Here is a 26,433-nt window from a genome sequence, read left to right as displayed (position 1 = left end):
TGAAAAGAGAGAAGTCTTGATGAGTATGGTTACTGACGCTTCCAGCAGCAAAATTCAGGTACGCGATCTGAACTTCTACTACGGCAAATTCCATGCGCTGAAGAACATCACGCTGGATATCGCCAAGAACAAGGTCACCGCGTTTATCGGCCCGTCCGGCTGCGGCAAATCCACCCTGCTGCGCACCTTCAACAAGATGTATCAGCTGTACCCGGAACAGCGTGCGGAAGGCGGCATCCTGCTGGACGGCCAGAACATCCTCACCGACAACTCGGATATCGCGCTGCTGCGCGCCAAGGTCGGCATGGTGTTCCAGAAGCCGACGCCGTTCCCGATGTCGATTTACGACAACATCGCCTTCGGCGTTCGCCTGTTTGAAAAGCTGTCGCGCGCCGATATGGACGAGCGCGTGCAGTGGGCGCTGACCAAGGCGGCGCTGTGGAACGAAACCAAGGACAAGCTGCACCAGAGCGGCTACAGCCTCTCCGGTGGCCAGCAGCAGCGTCTGTGCATCGCCCGCGGCATCGCCATTCGTCCGGAAGTGCTGTTGCTGGATGAGCCTTGCTCGGCGCTGGATCCGATCTCCACCGGCAAGATTGAAGAGCTGATCAGCGAGCTGAAGGCCGACTACACCGTGGTGATCGTGACGCACAACATGCAGCAGGCGGCGCGTTGCTCCGACTCTACCGCATTTATGTATCTGGGCGAGCTGATCGAGTTCAGTGATACTGATAACCTGTTCACTGCGCCGCAGAAAAAGCAGACTGAAGACTACATCACTGGCCGTTATGGTTGATAGGAAGCATCATGGATAACCTGAATTTAAATAAACACATTTCCGGCCAGTTCAACGCAGAGCTTGAGCATATCCGCACCCAGGTGCTGACCATGGGCGGGCTGGTGGAGCAGCAGCTGACCGACGCCATCACCGCGATGCACAATCAGGATGGCGAGCTGGCCAAGCGCGTGATCGAAGGCGACGCCAAGGTCAACATGATGGAAGTGGCAATCGACGAAGCCTGCGTGCGCATCATCGCCAAGCGTCAGCCGACCGCCAGCGATCTGCGCCTGGTGATGGCGATCATCAAAACCATTTCCGAGCTGGAACGCATTGGCGACGTGGCGGACAAAATCTGCCGCACCGCGCTGGAAAAGTTCTCGCACCAGCACCAGCCGCTGCTGGTCAGTCTGGAATCGCTGGGGCGCCACACCGTGCAGATGCTGCACGACGTGCTGGACGCGTTTGCGCGCATGGATCTGGACGAGGCGATCCGTATCTACCGTGAAGATAAAAAGGTCGACCAGGAGTATGAAGGCATCGTGCGTCAGCTGATGACCTACATGATGGAAGACTCACGCACCATTCCCAGCGTGCTGACCGCGCTGTTCTGCGCCCGTTCTATCGAGCGCATCGGCGACCGCTGCCAGAACATCTGCGAATTTATCTTCTATTTCGTCAAAGGGCAGGACTTCCGTCATTTGGGTGGTGATGCCCTGGAAAAGCTACTCTCTCCGGGCGGTAAAGACGAAAAGGCCGACTAACCCTTTCCGGGTAATATCCTTCAAAGGCGCGGTTTCCCGCGCCTTTATTCCATCTTAAGCGCGTAAAGATAAAAAGGTTATAAATATAGCTTTTTATATTATTTCCTGACCTATGTGGCGCTTGCTAGCTTATCCGCCAGCAGGACATCAACCACTTAGGAGCTTTCTATGAAACATCGCGCTTTGGCCTTAACGTTGTTAGCCAGTCTGACCGGCCTCGCCGCCGGCGCCGCGCACGCGGACAAACTTGACGATATCAAGCAAGCCGGCGTGGTGCGTATCGCGGTGTTCGATAGCAACCCGCCGTTCGGCTACATCGACCCGCAGAGCAAGAAGCTGGTGGGCTACGATGTGGACGTCGCCGATGCGATCGGTAAAGCGCTGGGCGTGAAAGTGGAGCTGCGCGCCACCAACCCGGCCAACCGCATTCCGTTGCTGGTGTCGAAGAAGGTTGACCTGATCGCCGCCAACTTCACCATTACCGACGAGCGCGCCAAGGAAGTGAACTTCAGCGTGCCATATTTCGCTACCGGCCAGAAATTCATCGCCCGCAAAGGCGTGCTGAAAACCCCGGAAGACATCAAGAAGCTGCGCATTGGCGCGGACAAGGGCACGGTGCAGGAAATCACCCTGCGCGAGCGTTTCCCGACGGCGAAGGTGATCTCTTACGATGACACTCCGCTGGCGTTCGTGGCGCTGCGTAACGGCAACGTGCAGGCGATCACTCAGGACGACGCCAAGCTGGTCGGCCTGCTTGGCAACCTGCCGGCGGCGCAGAAGGCGGAGTTTGAAATTTCGCCGTTCAGCCTGACCAAAGAGTACCAGGGCGTCGGCATTCCCAAGGGCGAAGATCGCCTGACCGCCGCGGTGAACGAGACGTTGATCAAGCTGGAAAAAGACGGCGAAGCGGTTAAGATTTACGATCGCTGGTTCGGGCCGGAAACCCAATCCGCCCAACCGCGCGGTGATTTCAAAATCGCGCCTTTGGATCAGCAACCGAAAGCCTGATTTAACCGCTCGCGGTGAGATCGGCACGGAGGGGCGCAGCTTGCTGCGCCCCTGATGCATTCTGCAAGACAAGGATTGAACATGAACCTGGACTGGCTGCTGGCGCCGCAATACCTGAGCTGGCTGTGGCACGGCTTTCTGCTGACGCTGTGGCTTTCCGCCTGCGCGGGCCTGGCGGCCACGCTGCTGGGCTTTGTGCTGGCGGCGATGCGCGACAGCAGCCTGCGGCCGTTGCGCTGGCTGGCGATGGGGTACAGCTCGCTGTTTCGCAATACGCCGCTGCTGGTGCAGCTGTTCTTCTGGTACTTCGCCGCCGGGCAGATCCTGCCGTCCGCCGCCATGCAGTGGCTGAACAGCTCGCATCAGGTCGGCCCGCTGGAGTGGCCGTCGTTCGAGTTTCTCGCCGGTTTCTTCGGCCTGACGCTCTACTCCACCGCCTTTATCGCCGAAGAGATCCGTTCCGGTATTCGCGGCGTCGCCGGCGGGCAGAAATATGCCGCCCAGGCGCTGGGGCTGACCGGCTGGCAGGCGATGCGCTACGTGGTGTTGCCGCAGGCGCTGAAAATCGCGCTGCCGCCGTTGCTCGGGCAATACATGAACGTGATCAAGAACTCGTCGCTGACCATGGCGATCGGCGTTGCCGAACTCTCTTACGCCTCGCGTCAGGTCGAAACCGAAACGTTGCGCACCTTCCAGGCGTTCGGCGTGGCGACGGTGCTGTATATCGCCATCATCGCGCTGCTGGAAGGCTGGGGCATGTGGCGCCAACAGCGTAAACCGCTGGGAGGGCATTGAGATGGATTTCAGCGTAATTCACGATAACCTGGGCTACCTGCTGTGGGGCACCTGGCCGGACGGACCGCTGGGCGGCGCGGCGCTGACGTTGGCGATCAGCCTGATGGCCGGCGTGGCTTCGGCGGTGCTCGGCACGTTATTCGGCGTGGCGCTGGCGATGTCGCGCGGCGTCGCTGCCGGATTGCTGGCGGCGGTGCTGGGCTTTTTCCGCGCCATTCCGGTCATCATGCTGATCTTCTGGACCTATTTCCTGCTGCCGATGGTGTTTGGCGTCGAGATCCCGGAAATCACTACCGTGGTGTGCGCGCTGGCGCTGATCGCTTCGGCCTATTTGGCCCATGCGGTGAAGGCCGGCATCGCCGCGATCGGCCCCGGCCAGTGGCAGGCCGGGCTTTCTCTGGGGCTGACCCGTTGGCAGACGCTGCGCATGATCGTGCTGCCGCAGGCGCTGCGCATGATGGTGCCGTCGTTCATTAACCAGTGGATCTCCCTGATCAAAGACACCTCGCTGGCTTATATCGTCGGCGTTGGCGAACTGACCTTTCTGGCGACCCAGGTCAACAACCGCAGCATGGTCTACCCGATGGAAGTGTTCCTGTTCGTGGCGCTGGTCTATTTCGTGTTCTGCCTGGCGCTCGATCTGCTGGCCAACGCGATTAACCGCCGCTTCGGCGCGCAAACCCGCGCGCTGAAGCGGTCCTGGCGCTGGTGGCGCAACAAGCCGCCGTTGCCGGCCAGTTAATCGGCCGTCAGTCGCCAGCCGCGTTCGCGCCACAGCGCGGGCAACTGGGCCAGGTCGTCGAACGTCGTCACCAGCGGGTGGTCGATCGGCGGGTTATGCGGATCGGCGCAGAAGTAAAAGACCGGAATGCCGGCGTTGATGCCGGCCTGGGCGCCGGCGGGCGAGTCGTCCACCAGGATGCAGCGCGCCACCGGCACCTGCATCCGTTCGGCGGCGTGAAACACGATCGCCGGATCCGGCTTCCAGCGCTGAATGTCATAGCCGCTGAACAACCGGTCATCAAAATAAGGCAGCATGCCGGTCAGGCCGAGCGAGTGCTGCATCTTGCTGACCGGCCCGTTGGAGACGGTGCAGACAGGCACCGTCACCTGCGCCAGCAGCTCGCGGGCGCCGGCAATCTGCTGTAATTCGCTGTCGAACAGCCGCGCCACCTCCTGCCGATACAGCGGTTCCAGCGCCTCTTTTGCCAGGTTAGTGCCCTGCTCGGCGTTGACCCGATCTATGATCTCGTACAGCTTCACCCCTTTGTATTTCTTGAACACCTCTTCCAGCGACAGGTGAATGCCGTAGCGGGCGAACATGTGCACATAGGCTTTGCTGCACAGCACTTCGCTGTCCACCAGCGTGCCGTCGCAGTCGAACAAAATGCAGTCAATCTGATTCATGCGGGACAGGTTCCTTCGGGTTAACGCCGCTGAGGCCGCTCAGCGATCACTTGATCAGGTTACGCGCCTTAAGATCGTGCAAAATCAGCGCGGCGACGTGTGAGCAGTGCGGTAAATCGCGGCTGTCGCACCACCTGAGTTCGGCGATTTCGGCGGCCGGCTGCAGCTGCCCGGTAAAGTCGGCCTGATAGCAGCGAATGCGCACCTGGGTGCCGTCCTGCTTGCCGTCCGCCGGGCCGGTGAACTCGCCGTAAAACGCGATGGAGCTCGGCAGCAGCGCAACGGTCAGCTCTTCGTCGATTTCGCGGCACAGCGCCTGTTCGTCGGTTTCACCTGCTTCGCGTTTTCCGCCTGGGACATAAAACAGCGTCTTATTGTGTGAACGCACCAGCGCCACTTTGTCATCTTTCAGCGTAATTAACGCGAGCTTATCGATAAAGGTCGAAGACATGCGGATTCCTGTTTTTTTAGCGGGTAGGGTAAGAGATGCGATAGGCCATTTTATCGGCCGTGCCGGCAAACGGCAACGCAGCGGGCGGGAACGGGGAATGAAAGCCTGTAAATACAAGCCGTTGACGCGTTTAGCCGTAAAGACGGCGAAAAAAACCTGTGACCGGCGTCAAAAGCCCCACTTTTTGTTATAGGATAGCCGGCGACTGTCCATTCCCATTTTCGGAATTCTGATAATGACCAAACCAGTATCTGGCCTTGACGCTGAGCAAGGCTTGCTTGGGCGCGTGTTTAAACTCAAGCAACATGGCACGACGGCGCGTACGGAAACGATTGCCGGTATCACCACCTTCCTCACCATGGTGTATATCGTGTTCGTTAACCCTCAAATTTTGGGCGCGGCGGGCATGGATACCCAGGCGGTATTTGTCACTACCTGTTTGATCGCCGCCTTCGGCAGCATCTTTATGGGCCTGCTGGCGAACCTGCCGGTGGCGCTGGCGCCGGCGATGGGCCTGAACGCCTTCTTCGCCTTCGTGGTGGTCGGGGCGATGGGCATCTCCTGGCAGGTGGGCATGGGCGCCATCTTCTGGGGAGCGGTCGGCCTGCTGCTGCTGACCATTTTCCGCATCCGCTACTGGATGATCGCCAACATTCCGGTCAGCCTGCGGGTCGGCATCACCAGTGGCATCGGTCTGTTCATCGGCATGATGGGGCTGAAAAACGCCGGCATCGTAGTGGCCAACCCGGACACGCTGGTGACCATCGGCAGCCTGACCTCGCACAACGTGCTGCTGGGCGCGCTCGGCTTCTTCATCATCGCCGTGCTCTCTTCGCGTAACTTCCACGCGGCGGTGCTGGTGTCGATCGTGGTCACCACCCTTATCGGCTGGATGCTGGGCGACGTGAAATACGGCGGCCTGTTCTCCCTGCCGCCGAGCATCACCTCGGTGGTGGGCCAGGTCGACGTGGCCGGCGCGCTGAACATCGGGCTGGCCGGGGTTATTTTCTCGTTTATGCTGGTGAACCTGTTCGACTCTTCGGGCACCCTGATCGGCGTTACCGATAAAGCCGGCCTGACCGACAGCCAGGGCAAGTTCCCGCGCATGAAGCAGGCGCTGTACGTCGACAGCATCAGCTCGGTGGCCGGTTCGCTGGCGGGCACTTCTTCCGTGACCGCTTACATCGAAAGCTCTTCCGGCGTCGCCGTCGGCGGCCGCACCGGTTTGACGGCGGTGGTCACCGGCCTGCTGTTCCTGCTGGTGATCTTCCTGTCGCCGCTGGCGGGCATGGTGCCGGCTTACGCCGCCGCCGGCGCGCTGATCTACGTCGGCGTGCTGATGACCTCCAGCCTGGCGCGGGTGAAGTGGGACGATCTGACCGAAGCGGTACCGGCGTTTGTTACCGCGGTGATGATGCCGTTCAGCTTCTCGATCACCGAAGGTATCGCGCTCGGCTTTATCTCCTACTGCGTGATGAAGCTCGGCACCGGCCGCTGGCGTGAAATCAGCCCGTGTGTGGTGGTGGTGGCGCTGCTGTTCGTGCTGAAGATCGTCTTCGTCGACGGCCATTGACCGCCAAAGGGCCGGCGCCTGCCGGCCCTGAACCCCTAGACGCCCGGCGTCGCATCCGGCGCCCGATCCAACACCCACTGCAACGGCCGCCTGAAGCGCGCCTGCCAACTGCCGGCGGCATCCTCTCCTTGGGCGAAGTGCAGCGTCTGCACCTGATTATCCTCCCCGAACAGATTGGCGAAGTGCAATGCCAGCGCCTGCTCGCTGAAGTTCTGCCGATCGTAATACGCCATCACGATTTTCTTTTGCGCCGCCAGCGACTGCTGGGCCGGCTTGATCTCCCCGTTGGGGGCGATCAGGAGTGCACCGGCGTAAAACTGCGGGTACTTCGCGATCAGGTTGGCGGCGTGCAGTGCGCCCTGGCCGCGGGCGCTGAGGTAAATCCGTTGGGTATTCAGCTTTAGCTGGGGAGCCAGCTGTTGCAGCGTACGCTGAATGGCGGTGTGGGTGCTCTCGTCGCTGTAATTCGACCAGCGGAAGCTGTTTTCCGACAGCATCTGCGTGCCGTTGATCTCGATGTACGCCACGCCCATTTCGCCGAACAGCAGCCGTTCTTCGGGGCTGATGGCGGCGGCTTTGCCGTAGGTATGCAGGAAGATCACCGTTGGCCAGCCTTCGGGCGGCGCTTCGCCGTCCGGCATCGCGTAGCTGGCCTTGCCTTCATAGTGACGGGCGTGCTGCAGATAGCGCGCTTTGGTGGCGGCCAGGATCGATTGGTAGGTGGCGGAGTGCTGGATGCTGTTGAAGGCGTCGTCCTCCAGCAGGTTGTAGTAGTACCACAGGCCGCGGTCGGCGCTCAGCTGCAGGTAGCGCTCCGCCAGCTCGGTTTGGCCTTTCTCCGCCGACGATACCGCCAGCTGGTAGGGCGCCCAGACGTTGCGGCCGTCTTCGCGCATCAGCGTCAGGTACAGCGACATGGCGCCCAGCTTTTTGTCTTCCTGGTTTTGCGCGGATCGCGACAGCTGGGCGTTGAGCGCGCTGTGTGCCGGCAGCTCCAGCGGCTCTTCACCGGCGGGATAACGCATGTCTGCGGCGAAAGCGGGACTGGTGATGGAAACAAAAAATAACGCTAAAATGAAAAAATACATGATGCTATGGCTTTAATTTTCAATGAATTGACGGACTTCATGTCCTGTTGCGGCGCCCCGCGGGCGCCGCGAGACGGTCACTCCACGCGGCGAATAAAATCGCTGAACGCGGACAGCTGGCCGGTCAGGAAATCCAGCGTTCCCTGATCGCTCAGTTCACCGGCCTGTTCATCGACCTTGCTCTGGATCACACCGCCCATAAACTCAGGCTTGTTCATTACCATCGCATCGAGGAACACCAGGATCTGGCGCAGATGATATTGGCAGCGCGCGCCGCCGATCGGCCCCATCGAGCTGGTTTGAATGGCGACCGGCTTGCCGGCCAGCGGCTGATTCGGCAAGCGAGACAGCCAGTCGATGGCGTTCTTCAACCCGCCGGGCACGGAATAGTTATATTCAGGGGTGACGATGATCACGCCGTCGGCCTGGCGGATCTGTTCGGCGATCGCCTCGACAGCGGCAGGGAAGCCTTCACCCTGTTGCATGTCGGCGTCGTACAGCGGGATATCGCGGATGGAAGGCAGCGCTTCAATGGTGACGCCCTGTGGGGCCAGCCCAGGCAGGGCGCGGGCCACCATGGCGTTGTAGGAGCCTTTGCGCAGGCTGCCGAGCAGAGTGACGATTTTCAAGGCTTGGTCTGACATGGTGATTCTCCCTTTCGAATGAGCAGATTCAGCGTACAACATGGGCGAATAGTAGGCTAAAGCGCGGGTCGAGAATAGGCGATTGCTCAACATTTAGCTGTCTTTACAATTTAATCCAGCAACTTGTGCGGTAAAGACAGCGTTATCCGCTTTGCGCTGCGTTAACCGGGCGTCTTCAGGCCCGTCAGTTTAACGAAGCGCGAGGATGCCGCCGGGCTGCGCGGCGAGATTTCCCCGTCTTTGTGCAGGCCGCGGCGCTCTTCGTAGCGCCAGCACAGCAGGCGGTCCAGGCCGGGGCTGCCGGCGCAGGCCCAGCTCAGGTATTCGTCGGCGTCGCTCATCACCTGAACGTCCGGCGTGGCGCTGGAGCGCAGGTGGCCGGAGAAGGGATGCAGACGCAGCGTAGCCTGGCCGCTGTTGCCGAGGCCGGAAATTTTCAGCACGCTTTGCCGGATGCTCCACAGCTGAGTCTCTGCCTCCAGCCGATCGTCCTGCGCGCCGATCCAGGCACTTTCTGCCGGCGTCTGATGCGCGTGTTGCAGCGCGCTTTGCCGGGTGCCGCGCGCGCGCATCACTTCGATATCCAGTCCGACTTTGCCCTCGTCGCTGAGCAGCACGCCCACGGTGTTGCTGGCGTAAGCGAGGCTAAAGTCGGGCAGCTGATGATCGGCGAAACAGGGGCGGCCGGTCGGCGTAGTGGCGATGGGGGGCAGCGTCGGCAGGCCGTACAGATAGAACATCATTTCGGCGAGCAGAATGCGCCCTTGCAGAAAGCGCGTGCGGCGTTTAACGGAAAAGGTGCGGGTGGCGGCTATCACTTCGTCGGAGAGTCTTTGGGTATCCAGGACAGCGGAGGCCGGGGTCCAGCGGGCAAAATGACACGCCATTGTTCACTCCATGACAGAGGGTCGCTAAGAACGCAGGGGTGTTAGATTAAGACTAAGTTGAGGATTTATCATCAAAAAACACTATGCGTTTTATCCGATTTGTTGGCTTTTGCGCTATATAGGCGGGGGAGGGAGAAGAGCGTGCGGATCTGAATAAGCGCATAAAATTAATCAGTACCGAAACCAACCACGTTCGAATCGACGGCGTCTAATGAATCTATAAAAATAACTATCAGATAAGAAAAAGTTGGCGGAGAGAGCAGGATTCGAACCTACGACACGATGACTCGTGTGGATTTAAGAAACGGTTAGTTTCTTAAATCTGGCTTAAACCACTCGCCCACCTCTCCGCATCCGTTTGTTGGACACATAAAACCACAAAATAAAAATGGTTAAAATAACCTAAACTTGGAAGTGTGACAAAGGCCAAAAAAACCATGATTTATGTGGGTGATTGTTAATTATCAGAGTCAGATCACTAAATTTACATTAGCTATTGTTATAAAAAATTGGCGTCATTGGCTACGAATAGGGAAGAAGGGCATGCCAGATCTCGAGTTAATGCCGCTGCAAAGCGCCGAATTTTATAAGACAGCTGAACGTGTTGTTTTTAAAGAATATAAATGCAACTGCAAAAAAGGTTGGAAGGGTGAAGATCGTTTTATCGTCTACAAAGCCGATCAGAATGGAATCATTGAGGTGGTCAATAATGAGGTTTCAAATAACAACGTCGAAGAGCTCATCGCGCTGGCATCGCCTTTTTTGACGGATAAGGTGCTGATTTCCGGTGGGCATACCGTGGTTAATTTGGACGATCGTTTTTCTGTCAGCAGTGAAGTGGAAAAATCAGCGCAATTCTGCATTGACTACATAGCCGAATCCATTCGACAACTCAATGTTCAGCCTGACTTCTTGATGGAAATAAATGATTTCTATATGGAAAAAAGCGATGGCAGCGAGATAGACGGCGCTAACGAATTCAGGAAGATAGCGACATCGCCGTATATTATTCCGGAAAAAATAAATGACTACATTCTGGCGTCGAATCAAAGACATGGTATTGATATAAATACATTTTATGTCAGTGAAAAAAACATGGCGGATCGCTTTAAACGCCATATTAAGAACCGTATGGATAAAGAGGCGTATTTTCAGCGCCAAGACGGCAATGTGAAGATGACGGTGGGAGAGCATAGGTTCGATATCATCAAGGAAAATAAACCGACCTGCGCGGCGGGAAATGCCGCGACGTTCAGGGCCATTCGGTATCGCATTTCCTCCAATAAAGTCTTCGATAATTACACGTCGCATATTGGCGTTTTTCCGCTGTGTTCGCGCGTTAACGTGCTTAACGGCTATCGTGCAGCCGCGACTTTTTACGATAACTTCTCCTTGCCTTCCTTACTGGTCTTCTTCGGCAGATCCTGTTTCGAATGACATTTTTTTTGCCAGTTGGCTATGCGTTGCCGCATAGCCATGATGGTCGAGCATCATCATGAAAATTTCACACCTGTATTGGCCAGTTACCTTTTTCTCCACGGCATTCGGCGCCGGGATTTTCTTTTTGCCCCAGGCTGTGGGGCCGGGCGTGTTGGGGATGAAAGCGTTCGCGCTGTTTATCGTTATCGCCATGTCGGTATCGATGATGGCGCACTATCTTTTTTTCAAATTCATCACTTCGCACCCGGAGAAAGATTTCCTGGCGGCATCATCGACGTTTATCGGCGAGCGGGCGGCGTCAATTGTCTGTGTGCTGTTTATTCTGTCGATGATCATTATCGTGCTGATAAATTTCATTACTCTGGTTAACGTTGTCGTGTCTTTTCTCCACGATGGATTCTGGATTCGGGGCGGTATTTCGCTGTTGTTGAGTGCGATGCTGTCGGCTGCATGGTTGGCGTTTAGCCAGCGAATTGAGCACCTGATCTCCAGAATGGCACTGGTTTCTATCGTGATGGTGGCGATCCTGACGGTGTTTTTCCTGTTACAACCTGCTGGGGCTCAGCTGGCGCCTGCGCCGCCGAGCATTTCATTGCAGACGTTGATGCTGCTGCCGATTTTTCTTTTTACGTTTAACTTTACCCCGTGCATCCAGCGGTTTGCGAAAAGCGCCGTGCGGCCGCAGGCGCGCAGTATTCTGTTCGGCAAGATACTGATCTTGGCGTTTATCGCCATGATCGTTATCGCTATCAGCCGCTTGCTGACGTTGGATGATATCTCGATCATTAACGGCCGTAATGTGGATGCGCTGTTTTATACCGCCGGCTTGACCGGCAACTCGATGGCATGGTTAGGCGCAGCCCTATTGCTGTGTTTGCTCACCGGTGGTGCTTATATGGGCACGTTGACTGGTGTAATCGACGGTATTACGTCCTTCGGCATGGCGGGAAAAAAGGGAATTATCGCGGGGAACATTATTGTCTGTACGCTTATCGGCACGATTAATCCGAGTATTATCAAGATCATCTCGAGCTGGTCGATACCCGTTATCGTGATGACCGTCTTTTTCATCCCATCACTGTATTTTTTACAGCGGGGCGACGGCCGGCAAAAGATGGTGGGAATAGCGGTGCTGTGCTGCGGCATCGCGGTGATAGCGACGCTATTTGTGTAAGGCGGTACGTCTAATCCAGGATCAGCGTATCGCCGGTGGCCGGTGAGATCCCTGCCGGCAGCCAGAGCCGGCCCCAGGCGCCGGTACAGTGGCAGCCCATGATCTTTTCCGGCTGATGCTGCCGCAAAAAACGGCGGACGCGCCAGAGCGTGCGCGGGGAAGCGCAGCGCAGATGAAAACCGCCGATCAGGGCGTGGATCCGATCGATCCCGGTGATTTTCTGGCAATGGCGCACGATATTGACGATCCCGCGGTGCCCGCAGCCGGTCACGATCACCAGACCGCGATCCGATTTGTAAATCAGCACCCCTTCGTCGATCACGTAATCCACCGCCGCGTTGTCCCCGGCGATCACCCCGTAGGCGCGCGGGGCGGGTACCGCGATTTCGCCTGACCACATAAAGCGATCGCCGATCGCCAGCGGTTCGCGGCTGTAGTGCATGCGGTGGCGCGAGTAGTCGATATCCAAGGAGAGCTTTTTGATTTTGCGGGTGTGGCCCAGCACCTTCAGCGCCGCATAGCGTTCATCCCCGACCTGCGGGTGGCAGATGATGCGGCTGTTGTCCGGCAGCCAGGCGACGCCGCCGCAGTGGTCATAGTGGCCGTGGGAGAGCACCGTTGCGGTAATACGGGAGAGATCGACGCCCATCAGCGCCGCATTGCGCAGAAAGCTGTCGTCGGGGCCGGTATCGAACAGTATGGACGTCGTCTCATCTTCAATCAGCAGGCTTAGCCCGGCCTTGGCCTGCAATAATGGGTCGGCGCCGGCGGCGCGGCGGTTTTCCAGCAGTACCTTGAGGGTCAATGCCATGTTGACTCGTTCCTGAGAGAGATTCCTGACTTTTCAGTATAGCGTGGAGGGCGGTAGCGGCTCTGTGAGCCGGCGCGCAGAGCGAGCGCGGGAAAGAAAAACGGCCGGAACAAGGGCTTGTCCCGGCCGTGAAGGCGTCTGGCGGCGTTATTTACCGATACAGAAGCTGGAGAAGATGCGGCCCAGCAGGTCGTCGGAGGTGAATTCGCCGGTGATTTCACTCAAGGCCAGCTGCGCCTGACGCAGCTCCTCGGCCAATAGCTCGCCCGCGTAAGCGCTCACTAACTGTTCTTTACCTTGCACCAGGTGCTGTGCCGCCAGCTCCAGTGCCTGCAGGTGGCGACGGCGCGCCAGGAAGCCGCCTTCCATGTTGCTGGTGAAGCCCATGCTCTGTTTCAGATGATCGCGCAGCACATCGACGCCTTCGCCGGTGCGGGCCGACAGGCGAATAAGTGAGTGGTTGTTCACTTCCGTCAGACCCAGCGTTTCACCGGTGATGTCGGCCTTGTTGCGCACCACGGTGATCGGCAGCGTGCCCGGCAGGCGCGCCATAAACTCCGGCCAGATCTCCGCCGGCTCGGTGGCGGCGGTGGTGGTGCCGTCAACCATAAACAGCACTCTGTCGGCCTGTTCGATCTCGTTCCACGCACGTTCGATGCCGATACGCTCAACTTCGTCGCTGGCGTCGCGCAGGCCGGCGGTGTCGATGATGTGCAGCGGCATGCCGTCGATATGGATATGTTCGCGCAAGACGTCGCGGGTGGTGCCGGCGATATCGGTGACGATCGCCGCCTCGCGCCCGGCTAACGCATTGAGCAGGCTGGATTTACCGGCGTTGGGGCGCCCGGCGATCACCACCTTCATCCCTTCGCGCAGCAGGCTGCCCTGGCGCGCTTCGCCACGCACGTTATCCAGATCCGCCATCACGTCGTTGAGCTGCGCCTCGATTTTACCGTCGGACAGGAAGTCGATTTCCTCGTCCGGGAAGTCGATCGCCGCTTCCACGTAGATTCGCAGGTGAGTGAGCGCTTCCACGAGCTGGTGGATGCGGGTGGAGAAGGCGCCCTGCAGCGAGTTCATCGCCGAACGTGCCGCCTGCTCGGAGCTGGCGTCGATCAGATCGGCAATCGCTTCGGCCTGCGCCAAATCGAGTTTGTCGTTGAGGAACGCGCGTTCGGAGAACTCGCCGGGCCGTGCGATGCGCACGTCGGGCAGCGCCAGCACGCGCTTGAGCAACAGATCGAGGATCACCGGCCCGCCGTGGCCCTGCAGCTCCAGCACGTCTTCACCGGTAAAGGAGTTCGGCCCCGGGAACCACAGCGCGATGCCCTGATCGAGGGTGGCGCCCGTGGCGTCGCGGAACGGCAGATAGTCAGCGTAGCGCGGCTTCGGCAGCTTGCCGAGCAACGCCTGGGCGACGTCTTTGGCCTGGCTTCCGGAAATGCGCAGAATGCCGACGCCGCCGCGTCCCGGCGGGGTGGCTTGGGCTACGATGGTATCGGTGGTGCTCATAACGGTTCTCTCTGACGATTAAGATGCAAAAAGGCGGTCTAATGACCGCCTTTGGTGTGACTGCAAGGGTCGGCGCGCCGAACCCCTACAATACGCTTAGCTTTTTTTCTTGTCGCGGCTGTGCAGACCGCGTTTTTCCAGACCACGGTAAATCAGCTGCTGCTGCAGGATGGTCACCAGGTTACTGACGATGTAGTACAGCACCAGACCGGACGGGAACCACAGGAAGAACACTGTGAAGATCACCGGCATGAAGGTCATGATTTTCTGCTGCATCGGGTCAGTCACGGTGGTCGGCGACATCTTCTGAATGAAGAACATCGTCACGCCCATCAGGATTGGCAGGATGTAGTACGGGTCTTGTGCCGACAGGTCATGGATCCACAGGGCGAACGGCGCGTGGCGCAGCTCGACCGAACCCATCAGCATGTAGTACAGCGCCAGGAAGATCGGCATCTGAATGATCAGCGGCAGGCAGCCGCCGAGCGGGTTCACTTTCTCCGCCTTGTACAGCGCCATCATCTCTTGGCTCATGCGCTGTTTGTCATCGCCGATGCGCTCGCGCATCGCCTGCAGCTTCGGCTGCAGCATGCGCATTTTCGCCATCGAGGTGTACTGCGCCTTGGTCAGCGGGTACATGATGCCGCGCACGATGAAGGTGATGATGATGATGGAGAAGCCCCAGTTACCGATAAAGCCGTGGATGAACTTCAGCAGTTTGAACAGCGGCTGGGAGATGAACCACAGCCAACCGTAATCCACGGTCAGGTCCAGGTGCGGCGCCAGCTGGGCCATCTGGTCCTGCAGCTCCGGGCCGACCCACAGGGTCGCGTTCAGCTGCTGCTGAGCGCCCGGCTGCACCACGACCGGCGTAGATTTGAAGCCGATGGTGGACAGATTGTCGCCCGGTTTGGCGGTGTAGAAGGTGTTGTCACCCTTGGTCGCCGGTACCCACGCGGTGGCGAAGTACTGTTGCAGCATGGCGACCCAACCGTCTTTGGTGGTGACGCTCAGGTTTTCGTCTTTGTCGAATGCGTATTTCTGGTACTTGTCATCGCTGGACGAGTACGCCGCGCCGCGGAAGGTGTGCAGCGCGAAGTTGCTGCTGCCGGTGTCGCGGTGCTTAGGCAATTCGGTGGTCTGCTTCAGCTGGCCGAACAGGGTCAGCTCTAGCGGCGTCGCGCCTTTGTTGTCGATGCTGTAATCCACGCCGACCGCATAGTGATCGCGTTTGAGCACGAAGGTCTTGGTGTAGACCGCGCCGTCTTTATCGGTGTAGGTCAGCGGGATGCGCAGCTCGTCCTGGCCTTCCGGCAGGGTGTAGCTGTCCTGTGCCGCCTGATACAGCGGGCGTTCGCCGTTGGCCGGGTTGTCCGGGCCGTTTTTACCGGTCAGGCCGCTTTGCGCCTGATAGACGAATGACGGAGTGGTTTCCAGCAGTTGGAACGGAGTCGATGAACCCAGAGTATCCGGGTAGGCCAACAGTTTAGCCTGCTCGATATCGCCACCACGGGTGTTGATGGTCAGTGACAGCACGTCGGTGTTCACGGTAATCAGCTTACCCTGACCACTGGCTGGCACGGCCTGGCTGGCGGCATCACCGGCTACTGCGTTCGAAGTCTGTTGCGTGGTCTGTGCGGCCGGCTGCGGAGCGTTGTCCGTTTGCCATGCCTGCCAGATCATGAAAGACACGAACAGCAGAGCGATGAGGAGAAGATTGCGTTGCGAATCCATCGTTAGTGTTCTCTGTTATCGTCGGTTTTTGGCGGCACCGGATCATCGCCACCTGGGTTCAAAGGGTGGCATTTTAATACGCGTTTCAATGCTAACCAACTGCCTTTTATCATGCCAAACCTGCTTAATGCCTCAATTGCGTAATGAGAGCATGTCGGCTGGAAGCGACAACGAGGCCCTAGCAGCGGACTGATGACGAGCTGATAGGCCCGCACCAGCCCGATCAGGATGCGGGAGCCTGGCGACAGTGGCGACGCCATAATTTATCCAAAGCTTCCGTCAGCGCGCGGTTATCCAAATCCGCTATCCCCTTTTTGGCCACCACGACAAAATCCATCGCCGGTAATTCGTGCTGACGCAGGCGGAAGCTTTCGCGGGTTAGGCGTTTGATCCGATTACGCTCGTGCGCGCGTTTGACGTGTTTTTTGGCGACGGTAAGACCGATGCGGGGATGCCCCAGCTGGTTCAGGCGGCCGAGGATGGTGATTTGCGGCGTGCCAGCCCGTTGTGGCTGCTGGAAGACGAAAGTGAAATGAGTGGGAGTTAACAAACGTAACTCCCTGGGAAAAGCGAGCTTAACCACTCAGCGGGTTAGCTTTATTACTTAGAAACAGTCAGACGAGCACGGCCTTTCGCACGACGGCGGGCCAGAACTTGACGACCATTTTTGGTGGCCATACGAGCACGGAAACCGTGGCTACGGTTGCGCTTCAATACGGACGGTTGGAAAGTGCGTTTCATAGCGATTTCTACCTAAACTTAAAATAATTACTGATCAGTAAACGCGTTTGGCTACTCGGCGTGAAGATGACCGACGCCTCAATCGCAATACATAAAGAAGCGGGATTGTAATAATTGTACAGTCCTGAGTCAATTCGCATCGCGCCAGCCTACCTGGTTGTCTGCCAATAACGGAACAAAATCCGGTCTTGGCCCGTGGTCACCGCAGAATCCTGTCTGGCTAATGACGCACCATAAGGAACCAGGTATCACACGTAGGGCGAAGATTATACGGACTCGGGGTGAAATCGCAAGGATCCCCGTGAGATCCTTTGCGCGCGATCGCAGGATCCGGCGTGGATAACAGGGTATAACCGGTTGACAATGTAAAAAACGCGGCGTAGCGGCCGGGATCTGCGCGGCCATTCGGCGCCAGCGGCGAAAAGATCGCCGCCGGCCGCGGCCTGTGGATAAAATGGATCTAATCTGTGAGGAAGGGGAGGATCTCTTGCGCGGATTGCGCTATGATCCGTCATTCCGATCGCGATCCCTCATACCGGGATCGTGAGGGACACAAACCGTGAAAGGCGGTTCGCATCCCCCACAGGCAAACAGCCGATGCCGGGTATGTGTCAAAAATCATGAGTTATAAAAAAGTTGCCCGTTTCTTTTCTTTATTGATCTTGTTCGAGTGGAGTCCGCCGTGTCACTTTCGCTTTGGCAGCAGTGTCTTGCCCGATTGCAGGATGAGTTACCTGCCACAGAATTTAGTATGTGGATTCGCCCATTGCAGGCGGAACTGAGTGACAACACCCTGGCGCTGTACGCGCCTAACCGTTTTGTGCTGGATTGGGTTCGCGATAAATACTTAAACAACATCAATGGTCTGCTGAATGATTTCTGCGGCACGGATGCGCCTTTGCTGCGTTTTGAAGTCGGCAGCAAGCCGATCACGCAGGTGATCAGCCAGACCGTGACCGCCAGCGTCAGCAGCGCCCCCGCAGCCCCGGCGGCGCGCACGGCCGCGCCTTCGCGCCCGAGCTGGGACAACGCGGCGGCGCAACCCGAGCTCTCTTACCGCTCCAACGTCAACCCCAAGCACACCTTCGACAACTTCGTCGAGGGTAAGTCCAACCAGCTGGCGCGCGCGGCGGCTCGCCAGGTGGCGGACAATCCGGGCGGCGCCTACAACCCGCTGTTCCTGTATGGCGGCACCGGCCTGGGTAAAACTCACCTGCTGCACGCGGTCGGCAACGGCATCATGGCGCGCAAAGCCAACGCCAAAGTGGTCTACATGCACTCGGAACGCTTCGTGCAGGACATGGTCAAAGCGTTGCAGAACAATGCTATCGAAGAGTTTAAGCGCTACTACCGTTCGGTCGACGCCTTGCTGATCGATGACATCCAATTCTTCGCCAACAAGGAGCGTTCGCAGGAAGAGTTCTTCCATACCTTTAACGCCCTGTTGGAAGGCAATCAGCAGATCATCCTGACCTCGGATCGCTACCCTAAAGAGATCAACGGGGTGGAAGATCGTTTGAAGTCCCGCTTCGGCTGGGGGCTGACGGTGGCGATCGAGCCGCCGGAGCTGGAAACCCGCGTGGCGATCCTGATGAAAAAGGCCGACGAGAACGACATTCGCCTGCCGGGCGAAGTGGCGTTCTTCATCGCCAAGCGCCTGCGTTCCAACGTGCGTGAGCTCGAAGGGGCGCTGAACCGCGTGATCGCCAACGCCAACTTTACCGGCCGGGCCATCACCATCGATTTCGTGCGCGAAGCGCTGCGCGATCTGCTGGCGCTGCAGGAAAAGCTGGTCACCATCGACAATATTCAAAAGACGGTGGCGGAGTATTACAAGATTAAAGTCGCGGATTTGCTGTCCAAGCGGCGTTCGCGATCCGTTGCCCGCCCGCGCCAGATGGCGATGGCGCTGGCGAAGGAACTCACCAACCACAGCCTGCCGGAAATCGGCGATGCGTTTGGTGGCCGCGACCATACCACGGTGTTGCACGCCTGCCGGAAGATCGAGCAGCTGCGTGAGGAAAGTCACGACATCAAAGAAGATTTCTCCAATTTAATCAGAACATTATCTTCATAGCGCTATGAAATTTATCGTTGAACGTGAGCATCTGCTAAAACCGCTGCAACAGGTGAGCAGCCCGCTGGGCGGCCGCCCGACCTTGCCGATCCTGGGCAACCTGCTGCTGCAGGTGACGGAAGGCTCCCTGCTGCTGACCGGCACCGATCTGGAGATGGAGATGGTGGCGCGCGTCGCCCTGTCCCAACCGCACGAGCCGGGCGCGACCACCGTGCCCGCGCGTAAATTCTTTGATATCTGCCGTGGCCTGCCGGAAGGGGCGGAGATCGCCGTCACGCTGGAGAGCGAGCGCATGCTGGTGCGGTCCGGCCGCAGCCGCTTCTCGCTGTCCACGCTGCCGGCGGCGGACTTCCCGAACCTGGACGACTGGCAGAGCGAGGTGGAGTTCACCTTGCCGCAGGCGACGCTGAAGCGCCTGATCGAAGCCACCCAGTTCTCGATGGCCCATCAGGACGTGCGTTACTACCTGAACGGCATGCTGTTTGAAACCGAAGGCGAGGAGCTGCGCACCGTCGCGACCGACGGCCACCGCCTGGCGGTGTGTTCGATGCCGATCGGCCAACAGCTGCCTTCGCATTCGGTGATCGTGCCGCGTAAAGGGGTGATGGAGCTGGTGCGTCTGCTGGACGGCGGCGATTCGCTGCTGCAGCTGCAGATCGGCAGCAACAACATTCGCGCCCACGTCGGCGATTTCATCTTCACCTCCAAGCTGGTTGACGGCCGTTTCCCGGACTATCGCCGCGTCTTGCCGAAGAACCCGGATAAAACGCTGGAAGCCGGCTGCGATCTGCTCAAGCAGGCGTTTGCGCGCGCGGCCATTCTCTCGAACGAGAAATTCCGCGGCGTGCGGCTGTACGTCAGCCAGAACCAGCTGAAGATCACCGCCAACAACCCGGAGCAGGAAGAGGCGGAAGAGATCCTCGACGTCAGCTACGACGGCGCGGAGATGGAGATCGGCTTCAACGTCAGCTACGTGCTGGACGTGTTGAACGCGCTCAAGTGTGAAGACGTGCGCCTGCTGTTGACCGACTCGGTCTCCAGCGTGCAGATCGAAGACGGCGCCAGCCAGGCGGCGGCCTACGTTGTCATGCCAATGCGGTTGTAGTCTCGTTACCTTGAATTACAGCACCGTCATCGGTAAAGAGATTGCATGGCTCTGACGCGTTTATTGATTAAAGATTTCCGCAATATCGAGGCGGCGGATTTGGCGCTGGCGCCGGGATTCAACTTCCTGGTCGGCGCCAACGGCAGCGGCAAGACCAGCGTGCTGGAAGCGGTATATACGCTCGGGCACGGCCGCGCCTTTCGCAGCCTGCAGGCCGGTCGGGTGATCCGTCACGACCAGCCGGAGTTCGTGCTGCACGGCCGCATAGAAGGTACGGAGCGCGAGCTGTCGGTAGGATTGAGCAAGAGCCGTCAGGGTGACAGCAAAGTACGCATCGATGGCAGCGACGGCCACAAGGTGGCCGAGCTGGCGCAGCTGCTGCCCATGCAGCTGATCACCCCCGAAGGTTTTACCCTGCTGAACGGCGGGCCGAAATTCCGGCGCGCCTTCCTTGACTGGGGCTGTTTTCATAACGAACCCGGTTTTTTCACCGCCTGGAGCAACCTGAAACGGTTACTGAAGCAGCGCAATGCCGCGCTGCGCCAGGTGAGTCGCTATGCGCAGATCCGCGCTTGGGATCAGGAACTGATCCCGCTCGCGGAGCGCATCAGCGAATGGCGGGCGGAATACAGCGACGCGATCGCCGCGGATATCACCGCGACCTGCGCGCAGTTTCTGCCTGAATTCGCCCTGAGCTTCTCCTTCCAGCGCGGCTGGGACAAAGAGAGCGACTACGGCGAGCTGCTGGAGCGCCAGTTCGAGCGCGACAGGGCGTTGACCTATACCGCGGTGGGGCCGCATAAAGCGGACTTCCGCATTCGTGCCGACGGCACGCCGGTAGAGGATTTGTTATCGCGCGGTCAGCTTAAGCTGCTGATGTGCGCGTTGCGCTTGGCGCAGGGTGAGTTTCTCACCCGGCAGAGCGGGCGGCGTTGCCTGTATCTGATTGATGATTTTGCCTCCGAGCTGGACACCGGCCGTCGCCGGTTGCTGGCCGATCGCCTGAAAGCCACCCAGGCCCAGGTTTTTGTCAGCGCGGTCAGCGCTGAACAAGTGACCGACATGGCCGGTGAAAAGGGCAAGATGTTCCGCGTGGAACAGGGTAAAATAGAGGTTCAACCACAGGACTAAAATGAGCGAGAAACGTTGATGTCGAATTCTTATGACTCCTCAAGTATCAAGGTATTAAAAGGGCTGGATGCGGTGCGCAAGCGCCCGGGCATGTATATCGGCGATACCGATGACGGCACCGGTCTGCACCACATGGTATTCGAGGTTGTGGACAACGCTATCGACGAAGCGCTCGCGGGCCACTGTAGTGACATTCAGGTCACCATCCATGCCGACAATTCGGTATCGGTACAGGATGACGGCCGCGGCATTCCGACCGGCATTCACCCTGAAGAAGGGGTTTCAGCCGCAGAGGTCATCATGACCGTGCTGCACGCCGGCGGTAAATTCGACGACAACTCCTATAAAGTTTCCGGCGGCCTGCACGGCGTGGGCGTCTCGGTGGTTAACGCCCTGTCGGAGAAACTGGAGCTGGTGATCCGCCGCGAAGGCAAAGTACACGAACAGACTTACAGCCACGGCGAGCCGCAGGCGCCGCTGACCGTGGTGGGCGAAACCGAACAGACCGGCACCATGGTGCGCTTCTGGCCGAGCCACCAGACCTTCACCAATGTGACCGATTTTGAGTACGACATTCTGGCCAAGCGTCTGCGCGAGCTGTCCTTCCTCAACTCCGGCGTGTCTATCCGCCTGAAGGACAAGCGCACCGACCGTGAAGACCACTTCCATTACGAAGGCGGCATCAAGGCGTTTGTCGAGTATCTGAACAAGAACAAAACCCCGATCCACCCGAACGTGTTCTACTTCTCGACCGTGAAAGACGATATCGGCGTGGAAGTGGCGCTGCAGTGGAACGACGGTTTCCAGGAAAACATCTACTGCTTCACCAACAACATTCCGCAGCGCGACGGTGGCACGCACCTGGTCGGTTTCCGTACCGCGATGACCCGTACGCTGAACAGCTACATGGAAAAGGAAGGCTACAGCAAGAAGGCCAAGGTCAGCGCCACCGGCGATGACGCGCGTGAAGGCCTGATTGCCGTGGTGTCGGTGAAGGTGCCGGATCCGAAGTTCTCTTCTCAGACCAAGGACAAGCTGGTCTCCTCCGAGGTGAAAACCGCGGTTGAAACGCTGATGAACGAGAAGCTGGTGGATTACCTGATGGAAAATCCAGGCGACGCGAAAATCGTGGTCGGCAAAATCATCGACGCGGCGCGCGCGCGCGAAGCGGCGCGTAAAGCGCGTGAGATGACCCGCCGCAAAGGCGCACTGGATCTGGCCGGCCTGCCGGGCAAGCTGGCGGACTGCCAGGAACGCGATCCGGCGCTGTCCGAACTGTACCTGGTGGAAGGGGACTCCGCGGGCGGCTCTGCCAAGCAGGGGCGCAACCGCAAGAACCAGGCTATCTTGCCGCTGAAGGGGAAAATCCTCAACGTCGAGAAAGCGCGTTTCGACAAAATGCTCTCCTCGCAGGAAGTGGCGACGCTGATCACCGCGCTGGGTTGCGGCATTGGCCGCGACGAGTACAGCCCAGACAAGCTGCGTTACCACAGCATCATCATCATGACCGATGCCGACGTCGACGGTTCGCACATCCGTACGCTGCTGTTGACCTTCTTCTACCGCCAGATGCCGGAAATCATCGAGCGTGGCCACGTGTTCATCGCGCAGCCGCCGCTGTACAAGGTGAAGAAAGGCAAGCAAGAGCAGTACATCAAAGATGACGAGGCGATGGATCAGTACCAGATCGCCATCGCGATGGACGGCGCTACGCTGCACACCAATGCCAGCGCACCGGCGCTCGGCGGTGAGCAGCTGGAAAAACTGGTGGCCGAACACTACGGCGTGCAGAAGCTGATTGGCCGCATGGAGCGCCGCTACCCGCGCGCGCTGCTGAACAGCCTGATCTACCAGCCGACGCTGAACGAAGGCGATCTCAGCGATGAAGCCAAGGTGAAAACCTGGATCGCTTCGCTGGTGCAGGCGCTGAACGACAAAGAGCAGCACGGCAGCAGCTATGACTTCGTGATCTTCGAGAACCGTGAGCGCCAGATGTTCGAGCCGGCGCTGCGCATCCGCACCCACGGCGTGGATACCGACTATAAGCTGGACTTCGACTTCATCCACGGCGGTGAATATCGCAAGATCTGCCAGCTGGGCGAGAAGCTGCGCGGGCTGATCGAAGACGGTGCGTTCATCGAGCGTGGCGAACGTCGTCAGCCGGTAGACAGCTTCGAGCAGGCGCTGGAGTGGCTGGTGAAAGAGTCGCGCCGCGGCCTGTCGGTGCAGCGTTATAAAGGTCTGGGCGAGATGAACCCGGAGCAGCTGTGGGAAACCACCATGGATCCGGAAAGCCGCCGCATGCTGCGCGTGACCGTCAAGGACGCCATCGCTGCCGATCAGCTGTTCACCACGCTGATGGGCGATGCGGTTGAACCGCGCCGCGCCTTTATCGAAGAAAACGCCCTGAAAGCGGCGAACATCGATATCTGATGCGTTAATGGCTGTGAAAATCCGCGCCGGGCGACCCGCGCGGATTTTTTTACGCCTTTTTTGGCGCTGACAGCCGAGGCTGAAACGCGTTAGCATGAGAAAAAACCACTGGGAGAAGCGTTGAATGGCTATTGAACTGATTGCGATCGACATGGACGGCACGTTGCTGGATCCGCAGCACCAAATCACGCCGGCGGTAAAGCAGGCTATCGCGGCAGCGCGGCGCAAAGGGGTGCACGTGGTGCTGGCCACCGGGCGGCCTTATGTCGGCGTGCAGGATTATCTGCGCCAGTTGGACATTCAGGGCCCCGGCGATTTCTGTATAACCTATAACGGCGCACTGGTGCTGCGTGCGGTCGACGGCGCCTGCATCCTGCAGGAAACGCTGGGCTTCGAGGACTATCTGCACTTCGAGCAGATGGCGCGCGAGTTCGGCGTTCACTACCAGGCGTTTGATTTCGACACCCTGTATACCCCGAATAAAGACATTGGCAAATACACCATACACGAGGCGGCAATGACCGGTATTCCGCTGAAATACCGCAGCGTGGAGGAGATGGATCGCCAGATGCGTTTCCCTAAAGTGATGATGATCGACGAGCCGGAGCTGCTGGATAGCGCCATTGCGCGCATCCCGGCGGAAACGCGCGAGCGTTACACCATTCTGAAAAGCGCGCCTTACTTCCTCGAAATCCTGCATAAGAACGTCGATAAGGGCGCCGGGGTGAGAATGCTGGCCGAGCACCTCGGCGTGGCGCGGGAAAACATCATGACGCTGGGGGATCAGGCCAACGATACGGCGATGATTGAGTATGCCGGCGTCGGCGTGGCGATGGGCAATGCCATTCCCGAGCTGAAAGCGGTGGCGCAGTTTGTCACCAGCGCCAATACCGAAGACGGCGTGGCGCGCGCCATCGAGAAGTTCGTGCTCAACGTCTGAGAACACGGGGCGCTGCGGCGCCCCTTTATATTGCCGCCAACACCCCTTTGGCGATCTGCAGATCCTGAATCGCCAGCCCGGTAAGATCGGCGATGGTGATGTGCTGCGGCTCGCTTCGCAACCGCCCGCCCTGCGCCAAGAGGGCGCCCATTTCGACGATTGGCGTTGAAGTGAGCCTGTTTTGCCGATAAGCCGTCGCGATCTCGCCGTAGTCAGCACATTGCGCCAGCGCATCGACCAGCAGCGCGTCCGCATTGGCCACCAGATCGGTCGCCAGCTCCTGCTTGCCTGGCGCGTCGGCGCCCACGGCGGTGATGTGCGTGCCGGGCCGGATATCCGCCGCCTGCAAGATCGGTTCGCGGCTGGGCGTGGTGGTCACGATCAGCTGACAGTGCGCCGCCAGTTCCGCCGCGTCCTGCGTGGTCAGCACCCGAAAACCTTCTGCCTCGGCATCGCGCCGATACGCCGCCAGCGCCTGTTCGTTGCGGCCCCACACCCACACCTCGCGGCAATCGGTCACCGGTTTCAGGCATTGCAGCTGTAGCCGCGCCTGCAGGCCGGTGCCGACCATGCCGATCGCCTGAATATGCGGCGGCGCGCACAGCTCGGCGGCGATGCGGCCGGCCAGTGCGGTGCGCAGCGCGGTCAGCCAGCCCTCATCCTGCAGCAGCGCCCGGGGTTCGCCGGTCTGGGCGGAGAACGCCATCACCAATCCCTGATTGCTGGCCAGACCGCGTTCGGCGTTGCGATAGAAACCGGCGGACACCTTGACCACGAACAGCTCGTCGCCTTCCAGCCAGGCGGATTTGATGCAGCAATCGCCGGCGGCCTGTTCGAACAGGAAATGCTGCACCGGCGGCTGTTGCACCTGCCGCTGCGAATAGGCGATAAACCCCTGCTTCAGCAGCGCGGTTATGGCCTCGGCGTCGAACGCGGCGAGGATTTGCTGCTGATTAAGGATGCGCATCGGCGATGGCCTTAAGGTATTTCTCCAGCACGATATTTTTGCCGCACAGCACCACCGCCACTTTTTTCCCCTGATATTCCGGCGCCAGTTTGATCGCCGCCGCCAGCGCCACGCCGGCCGCGCCTTCGATAATCCACCGATCGCTGGCGGCGATCCGGCGCATCGCGTGTTTGATCTCTGCCTCGCTGACCAGCACTTTACGGTCGATCAGCTGCTGGCACAGGGGAAAGGTCACGGCGCCCGGTTCGACGCCGCCGGCGGTGCCGTCGGACAGCGTTTCTTGCTCTTCCACCGGGAAGATATGGCCCGCTTCCAGCGCGCTGTACATGCTGGTGGCGTTTTCCGGCCAGCAGGCGATAAGCTGCGTGTTCGGCGACAATTGCCGCAAAACGGTGCCGATACCGGCGATATAGCCACCACCGCCCACCGCCACGAACACGGCGTCCAGACCGGTGAGCTGTTCAACCAGCTCCATGCCGCAGGTGCCCTGGCCGGCGATCACCTGCTCGTCGTTATACGGCGAAATATAGGTTTTTCCCTGTTCGCGGGCGGCCTGTTCCCCGGCCAGTTCGGCGTTCAGCGCATCGCCCGGCACCAATTCCACGGTGCCGCCCAGCGCGCGGATGGTGTCTAGCTTGATGCTCGCGGCCGTCTCTGGCGCATAAACCGTGACGCCAACGCCCATCAGCTGCCCCGCCAGGGCGACCGCCTGGCCGTGGTTGCCGGTTGAGGCGGCAATCACGCCGCGCCGGCGTTGCTCGCTATCCAGCAACCGCAGCTTGTTGCTGGCGCCGCGAAATTTAAAGGAGCCGGTGTGCTGCAGATGGTCGCATTTCAGATACAGCTCGCAGCCGAGCTGCTGCGAAAGCAGCACGCTGCGCTCCAGGGGCGTGACCCGTACCTGAGGGCGCAGTTGCTGATGGGCAGAAACAATGGCATCGAAGAGGGCGTTCATACCGGCTCCAGAATGTTT

General features: G+C 59.2%; 26 protein-coding genes and 1 pseudogene. 13 read left to right on the top strand and 14 right to left on the bottom strand.

What is annotated here, in order from left to right:
* Positions 1–25 precede the first annotated feature (25 nt).
* From pstB to AWX27_RS18770, 5 genes are all read left to right on the top strand, one after another.
* Positions 26–796, top strand: coding sequence for a phosphate ABC transporter ATP-binding protein PstB (pstB, locus tag AWX27_RS18790; protein ID WP_016929614.1), 771 nt, complete (start codon positions 26–28; stop codon positions 794–796).
* Between the two features lie 11 nt (positions 797–807).
* On the top strand, positions 808–1,542 hold the full coding sequence (phoU, locus tag AWX27_RS18785; protein ID WP_016929613.1) for a phosphate signaling complex protein PhoU: 735 nt from the start codon (positions 808–810) through the stop codon (positions 1,540–1,542).
* A gap of 168 nt (positions 1,543–1,710) precedes the next feature.
* Positions 1,711–2,550, top strand: coding sequence for an ABC transporter substrate-binding protein (locus AWX27_RS18780; RefSeq protein WP_019455482.1), 840 nt, complete (start codon positions 1,711–1,713; stop codon positions 2,548–2,550).
* Positions 2,551–2,631: 81 nt separating this feature from the next.
* Positions 2,632–3,345: an amino acid ABC transporter permease gene (locus AWX27_RS18775; RefSeq protein ID WP_025304748.1), complete on the top strand. Its 714-nt coding sequence runs from the start codon at positions 2,632–2,634 to the stop codon at positions 3,343–3,345.
* Position 3,346: 1 nt separating this feature from the next.
* Positions 3,347–4,087 carry an amino acid ABC transporter permease gene (locus AWX27_RS18770; RefSeq protein ID WP_060424373.1) on the top strand — a complete coding sequence of 247 codons (741 nt, stop codon included), beginning with the start codon at positions 3,347–3,349 and terminating at the stop codon, positions 4,085–4,087.
* Here the strand turns inward: AWX27_RS18770 and yieH are convergent.
* Complete coding sequence (yieH, locus tag AWX27_RS18765) at positions 4,084–4,752, bottom strand: 6-phosphogluconate phosphatase (protein WP_060424370.1); 669 nt, start codon at positions 4,750–4,752, stop codon at positions 4,084–4,086. The two genes, AWX27_RS18770 and yieH, sit on opposite strands and share 4 nt — an antisense overlap.
* Before the next feature lie 46 nt (positions 4,753–4,798).
* Entirely contained in the window at positions 4,799–5,203 is a 405-nt protein-coding gene (locus AWX27_RS18760) for an NUDIX hydrolase (RefSeq protein WP_060424368.1), read from the bottom strand.
* 235 nt (positions 5,204–5,438) lie between these two features.
* Between AWX27_RS18760 and AWX27_RS18755 the strand changes: the two genes are divergently transcribed.
* Positions 5,439–6,776 carry an NCS2 family permease gene (locus AWX27_RS18755; protein WP_028128066.1) on the top strand — a complete coding sequence of 446 codons (1,338 nt, stop codon included), beginning with the start codon at positions 5,439–5,441 and terminating at the stop codon, positions 6,774–6,776.
* A 35-nt stretch (positions 6,777–6,811) separates the two neighbouring features.
* Here the strand turns inward: AWX27_RS18755 and AWX27_RS18750 are convergent, their stop codons facing one another.
* From AWX27_RS18750 to AWX27_RS25155, 4 genes and pseudogenes are all read right to left on the bottom strand, one after another.
* Positions 6,812–7,864 (bottom strand): alpha/beta hydrolase, encoded by a 1,053-nt coding sequence (locus tag AWX27_RS18750; RefSeq protein ID WP_038876022.1) that lies wholly within the window; start codon positions 7,862–7,864, stop codon positions 6,812–6,814.
* Between the two features lie 77 nt (positions 7,865–7,941).
* Positions 7,942–8,508, bottom strand: a complete 567-nt coding sequence (locus tag AWX27_RS18745) for an NADPH-dependent FMN reductase (protein ID WP_025304752.1) — start codon at positions 8,506–8,508, stop codon at positions 7,942–7,944.
* 161 nt (positions 8,509–8,669) lie between these two features.
* The gene (locus AWX27_RS18740; protein WP_038876020.1) at positions 8,670–9,395 is read right to left on the bottom strand and encodes a 4'-phosphopantetheinyl transferase family protein; all 726 of its coding nucleotides are present in this window, start codon (positions 9,393–9,395) and stop codon (positions 8,670–8,672) included.
* A gap of 248 nt (positions 9,396–9,643) precedes the next feature.
* Positions 9,644–9,745: pseudogene (locus tag AWX27_RS25155) on the bottom strand.
* A 193-nt stretch (positions 9,746–9,938) separates the two neighbouring features.
* Here AWX27_RS25155 and AWX27_RS18735 point away from each other — a divergent pair.
* Both AWX27_RS18735 and AWX27_RS18730 read left to right on the top strand, forming a co-directional pair.
* Positions 9,939–10,832 carry a hypothetical protein gene (locus AWX27_RS18735; RefSeq protein WP_060424366.1) on the top strand — a complete coding sequence of 298 codons (894 nt, stop codon included), beginning with the start codon at positions 9,939–9,941 and terminating at the stop codon, positions 10,830–10,832.
* A 58-nt stretch (positions 10,833–10,890) separates the two neighbouring features.
* A complete protein-coding gene (locus AWX27_RS18730) occupies positions 10,891–12,009 on the top strand; it encodes an amino acid permease (RefSeq protein ID WP_060424364.1) in 1,119 nt (372 codons plus the stop codon).
* A gap of 10 nt (positions 12,010–12,019) precedes the next feature.
* Here the strand turns inward: AWX27_RS18730 and AWX27_RS18725 are convergent, their stop codons facing one another.
* The 6 genes from AWX27_RS18725 to rpmH form a co-directional block, all read right to left on the bottom strand.
* Positions 12,020–12,820, bottom strand: coding sequence for an MBL fold metallo-hydrolase (locus AWX27_RS18725; RefSeq protein WP_060424361.1), 801 nt, complete (start codon positions 12,818–12,820; stop codon positions 12,020–12,022).
* 147 nt (positions 12,821–12,967) lie between these two features.
* Positions 12,968–14,332 carry a tRNA uridine-5-carboxymethylaminomethyl(34) synthesis GTPase MnmE gene (gene mnmE, locus AWX27_RS18720; RefSeq protein WP_060424359.1) on the bottom strand — a complete coding sequence of 455 codons (1,365 nt, stop codon included), beginning with the start codon at positions 14,330–14,332 and terminating at the stop codon, positions 12,968–12,970.
* Between the two features lie 96 nt (positions 14,333–14,428).
* Positions 14,429–16,066, bottom strand: a complete 1,638-nt coding sequence (gene yidC / locus AWX27_RS18715) for a membrane protein insertase YidC (protein WP_049200579.1) — start codon at positions 16,064–16,066, stop codon at positions 14,429–14,431.
* A 2-nt stretch (positions 16,067–16,068) separates the two neighbouring features.
* Positions 16,069–16,326 carry a membrane protein insertion efficiency factor YidD gene (gene yidD, locus AWX27_RS24700; RefSeq protein ID WP_004933881.1) on the bottom strand — a complete coding sequence of 86 codons (258 nt, stop codon included), beginning with the start codon at positions 16,324–16,326 and terminating at the stop codon, positions 16,069–16,071.
* Entirely contained in the window at positions 16,290–16,649 is a 360-nt protein-coding gene (gene rnpA / locus AWX27_RS18710; RefSeq protein WP_004933883.1) for a ribonuclease P protein component, read from the bottom strand. The genes yidD and rnpA overlap by 37 nt, the downstream gene beginning before the upstream one ends.
* Before the next feature lie 17 nt (positions 16,650–16,666).
* A complete protein-coding gene (rpmH, locus tag AWX27_RS24695; RefSeq protein WP_000831330.1) occupies positions 16,667–16,807 on the bottom strand; it encodes a 50S ribosomal protein L34 in 141 nt (46 codons plus the stop codon).
* A gap of 682 nt (positions 16,808–17,489) precedes the next feature.
* On the opposite strand from rpmH, the gene dnaA reads away from it, so the two are divergent.
* The 5 genes from dnaA (at position 17,490) to yidA (ending at position 24,493) form a co-directional block, all read left to right on the top strand.
* Positions 17,490–18,884, top strand: a complete 1,395-nt coding sequence (gene dnaA / locus AWX27_RS18705) for a chromosomal replication initiator protein DnaA (RefSeq protein WP_004933889.1) — start codon at positions 17,490–17,492, stop codon at positions 18,882–18,884.
* A 4-nt stretch (positions 18,885–18,888) separates the two neighbouring features.
* On the top strand, positions 18,889–19,989 hold the full coding sequence (dnaN, locus tag AWX27_RS18700) for a DNA polymerase III subunit beta (protein WP_004933892.1): 1,101 nt from the start codon (positions 18,889–18,891) through the stop codon (positions 19,987–19,989).
* A gap of 45 nt (positions 19,990–20,034) precedes the next feature.
* Positions 20,035–21,120: a DNA replication/repair protein RecF gene (gene recF, locus AWX27_RS18695; protein WP_033636531.1), complete on the top strand. Its 1,086-nt coding sequence runs from the start codon at positions 20,035–20,037 to the stop codon at positions 21,118–21,120.
* A gap of 18 nt (positions 21,121–21,138) precedes the next feature.
* A complete protein-coding gene (gyrB, locus tag AWX27_RS18690) occupies positions 21,139–23,553 on the top strand; it encodes a DNA topoisomerase (ATP-hydrolyzing) subunit B (RefSeq protein ID WP_060424357.1) in 2,415 nt (804 codons plus the stop codon).
* A 124-nt stretch (positions 23,554–23,677) separates the two neighbouring features.
* Complete coding sequence (gene yidA / locus AWX27_RS18685; RefSeq protein WP_060424355.1) at positions 23,678–24,493, top strand: sugar-phosphatase; 816 nt, start codon at positions 23,678–23,680, stop codon at positions 24,491–24,493.
* Between the two features lie 25 nt (positions 24,494–24,518).
* On the opposite strand, the gene AWX27_RS18680 is transcribed toward yidA, so the two are convergent.
* A complete protein-coding gene (locus AWX27_RS18680) occupies positions 24,519–25,460 on the bottom strand; it encodes an ornithine cyclodeaminase family protein (RefSeq protein ID WP_060424353.1) in 942 nt (313 codons plus the stop codon).
* Positions 25,447–26,415, bottom strand: coding sequence for a threonine/serine dehydratase (locus tag AWX27_RS18675; protein WP_060424350.1), 969 nt, complete (start codon positions 26,413–26,415; stop codon positions 25,447–25,449). Before AWX27_RS18675 ends, AWX27_RS18680 begins: the two co-directional genes overlap by 14 nt.
* Between the last annotated feature and the right edge of the window lie 18 nt (positions 26,416–26,433).

It is taken from the genome of Serratia sp. 2880STDY5682894, from assembly GCF_001537385.1.
In the GTDB taxonomy this organism is placed as follows: domain Bacteria; phylum Pseudomonadota; class Gammaproteobacteria; order Enterobacterales; family Enterobacteriaceae; genus Serratia; species Serratia nevei.
This window is presented reverse-complemented; position numbering and strand designations above follow the sequence as displayed.

Coding starts and splice junctions, on each gene's coding strand:
- pstB (WP_016929614.1), top strand. CDS start 26: ATGGTTACTGACGCTTCCAGCAGCAAAATTCAGGTACGCGATCTGAAC.
- phoU (WP_016929613.1), top strand. CDS start 808: ATGGATAACCTGAATTTAAATAAACACATTTCCGGCCAGTTCAACGCA.
- AWX27_RS18780 (WP_019455482.1), top strand. CDS start 1,711: ATGAAACATCGCGCTTTGGCCTTAACGTTGTTAGCCAGTCTGACCGGC.
- AWX27_RS18775 (WP_025304748.1), top strand. CDS start 2,632: ATGAACCTGGACTGGCTGCTGGCGCCGCAATACCTGAGCTGGCTGTGG.
- AWX27_RS18770 (WP_060424373.1), top strand. CDS start 3,347: ATGGATTTCAGCGTAATTCACGATAACCTGGGCTACCTGCTGTGGGGC.
- yieH (WP_060424370.1), bottom strand. CDS start 4,752: ATGAATCAGATTGACTGCATTTTGTTCGACTGCGACGGCACGCTGGTG.
- AWX27_RS18760 (WP_060424368.1), bottom strand. CDS start 5,203: ATGTCTTCGACCTTTATCGATAAGCTCGCGTTAATTACGCTGAAAGAT.
- AWX27_RS18755 (WP_028128066.1), top strand. CDS start 5,439: ATGACCAAACCAGTATCTGGCCTTGACGCTGAGCAAGGCTTGCTTGGG.
- AWX27_RS18750 (WP_038876022.1), bottom strand. CDS start 7,864: ATGTATTTTTTCATTTTAGCGTTATTTTTTGTTTCCATCACCAGTCCC.
- AWX27_RS18745 (WP_025304752.1), bottom strand. CDS start 8,508: ATGTCAGACCAAGCCTTGAAAATCGTCACTCTGCTCGGCAGCCTGCGC.
- AWX27_RS18740 (WP_038876020.1), bottom strand. CDS start 9,395: ATGGCGTGTCATTTTGCCCGCTGGACCCCGGCCTCCGCTGTCCTGGAT.
- AWX27_RS18735 (WP_060424366.1), top strand. CDS start 9,939: ATGCCAGATCTCGAGTTAATGCCGCTGCAAAGCGCCGAATTTTATAAG.
- AWX27_RS18730 (WP_060424364.1), top strand. CDS start 10,891: ATGAAAATTTCACACCTGTATTGGCCAGTTACCTTTTTCTCCACGGCA.
- AWX27_RS18725 (WP_060424361.1), bottom strand. CDS start 12,820: ATGGCATTGACCCTCAAGGTACTGCTGGAAAACCGCCGCGCCGCCGGC.
- mnmE (WP_060424359.1), bottom strand. CDS start 14,332: ATGAGCACCACCGATACCATCGTAGCCCAAGCCACCCCGCCGGGACGC.
- yidC (WP_049200579.1), bottom strand. CDS start 16,066: ATGGATTCGCAACGCAATCTTCTCCTCATCGCTCTGCTGTTCGTGTCT.
- yidD (WP_004933881.1), bottom strand. CDS start 16,326: ATGGCGTCGCCACTGTCGCCAGGCTCCCGCATCCTGATCGGGCTGGTG.
- rpmH (WP_000831330.1), bottom strand. CDS start 16,807: ATGAAACGCACTTTCCAACCGTCCGTATTGAAGCGCAACCGTAGCCAC.
- dnaN (WP_004933892.1), top strand. CDS start 18,889: ATGAAATTTATCGTTGAACGTGAGCATCTGCTAAAACCGCTGCAACAG.
- recF (WP_033636531.1), top strand. CDS start 20,035: ATGGCTCTGACGCGTTTATTGATTAAAGATTTCCGCAATATCGAGGCG.
- gyrB (WP_060424357.1), top strand. CDS start 21,139: ATGTCGAATTCTTATGACTCCTCAAGTATCAAGGTATTAAAAGGGCTG.
- yidA (WP_060424355.1), top strand. CDS start 23,678: ATGGCTATTGAACTGATTGCGATCGACATGGACGGCACGTTGCTGGAT.
- AWX27_RS18680 (WP_060424353.1), bottom strand. CDS start 25,460: ATGCGCATCCTTAATCAGCAGCAAATCCTCGCCGCGTTCGACGCCGAG.
- AWX27_RS18675 (WP_060424350.1), bottom strand. CDS start 26,415: ATGAACGCCCTCTTCGATGCCATTGTTTCTGCCCATCAGCAACTGCGC.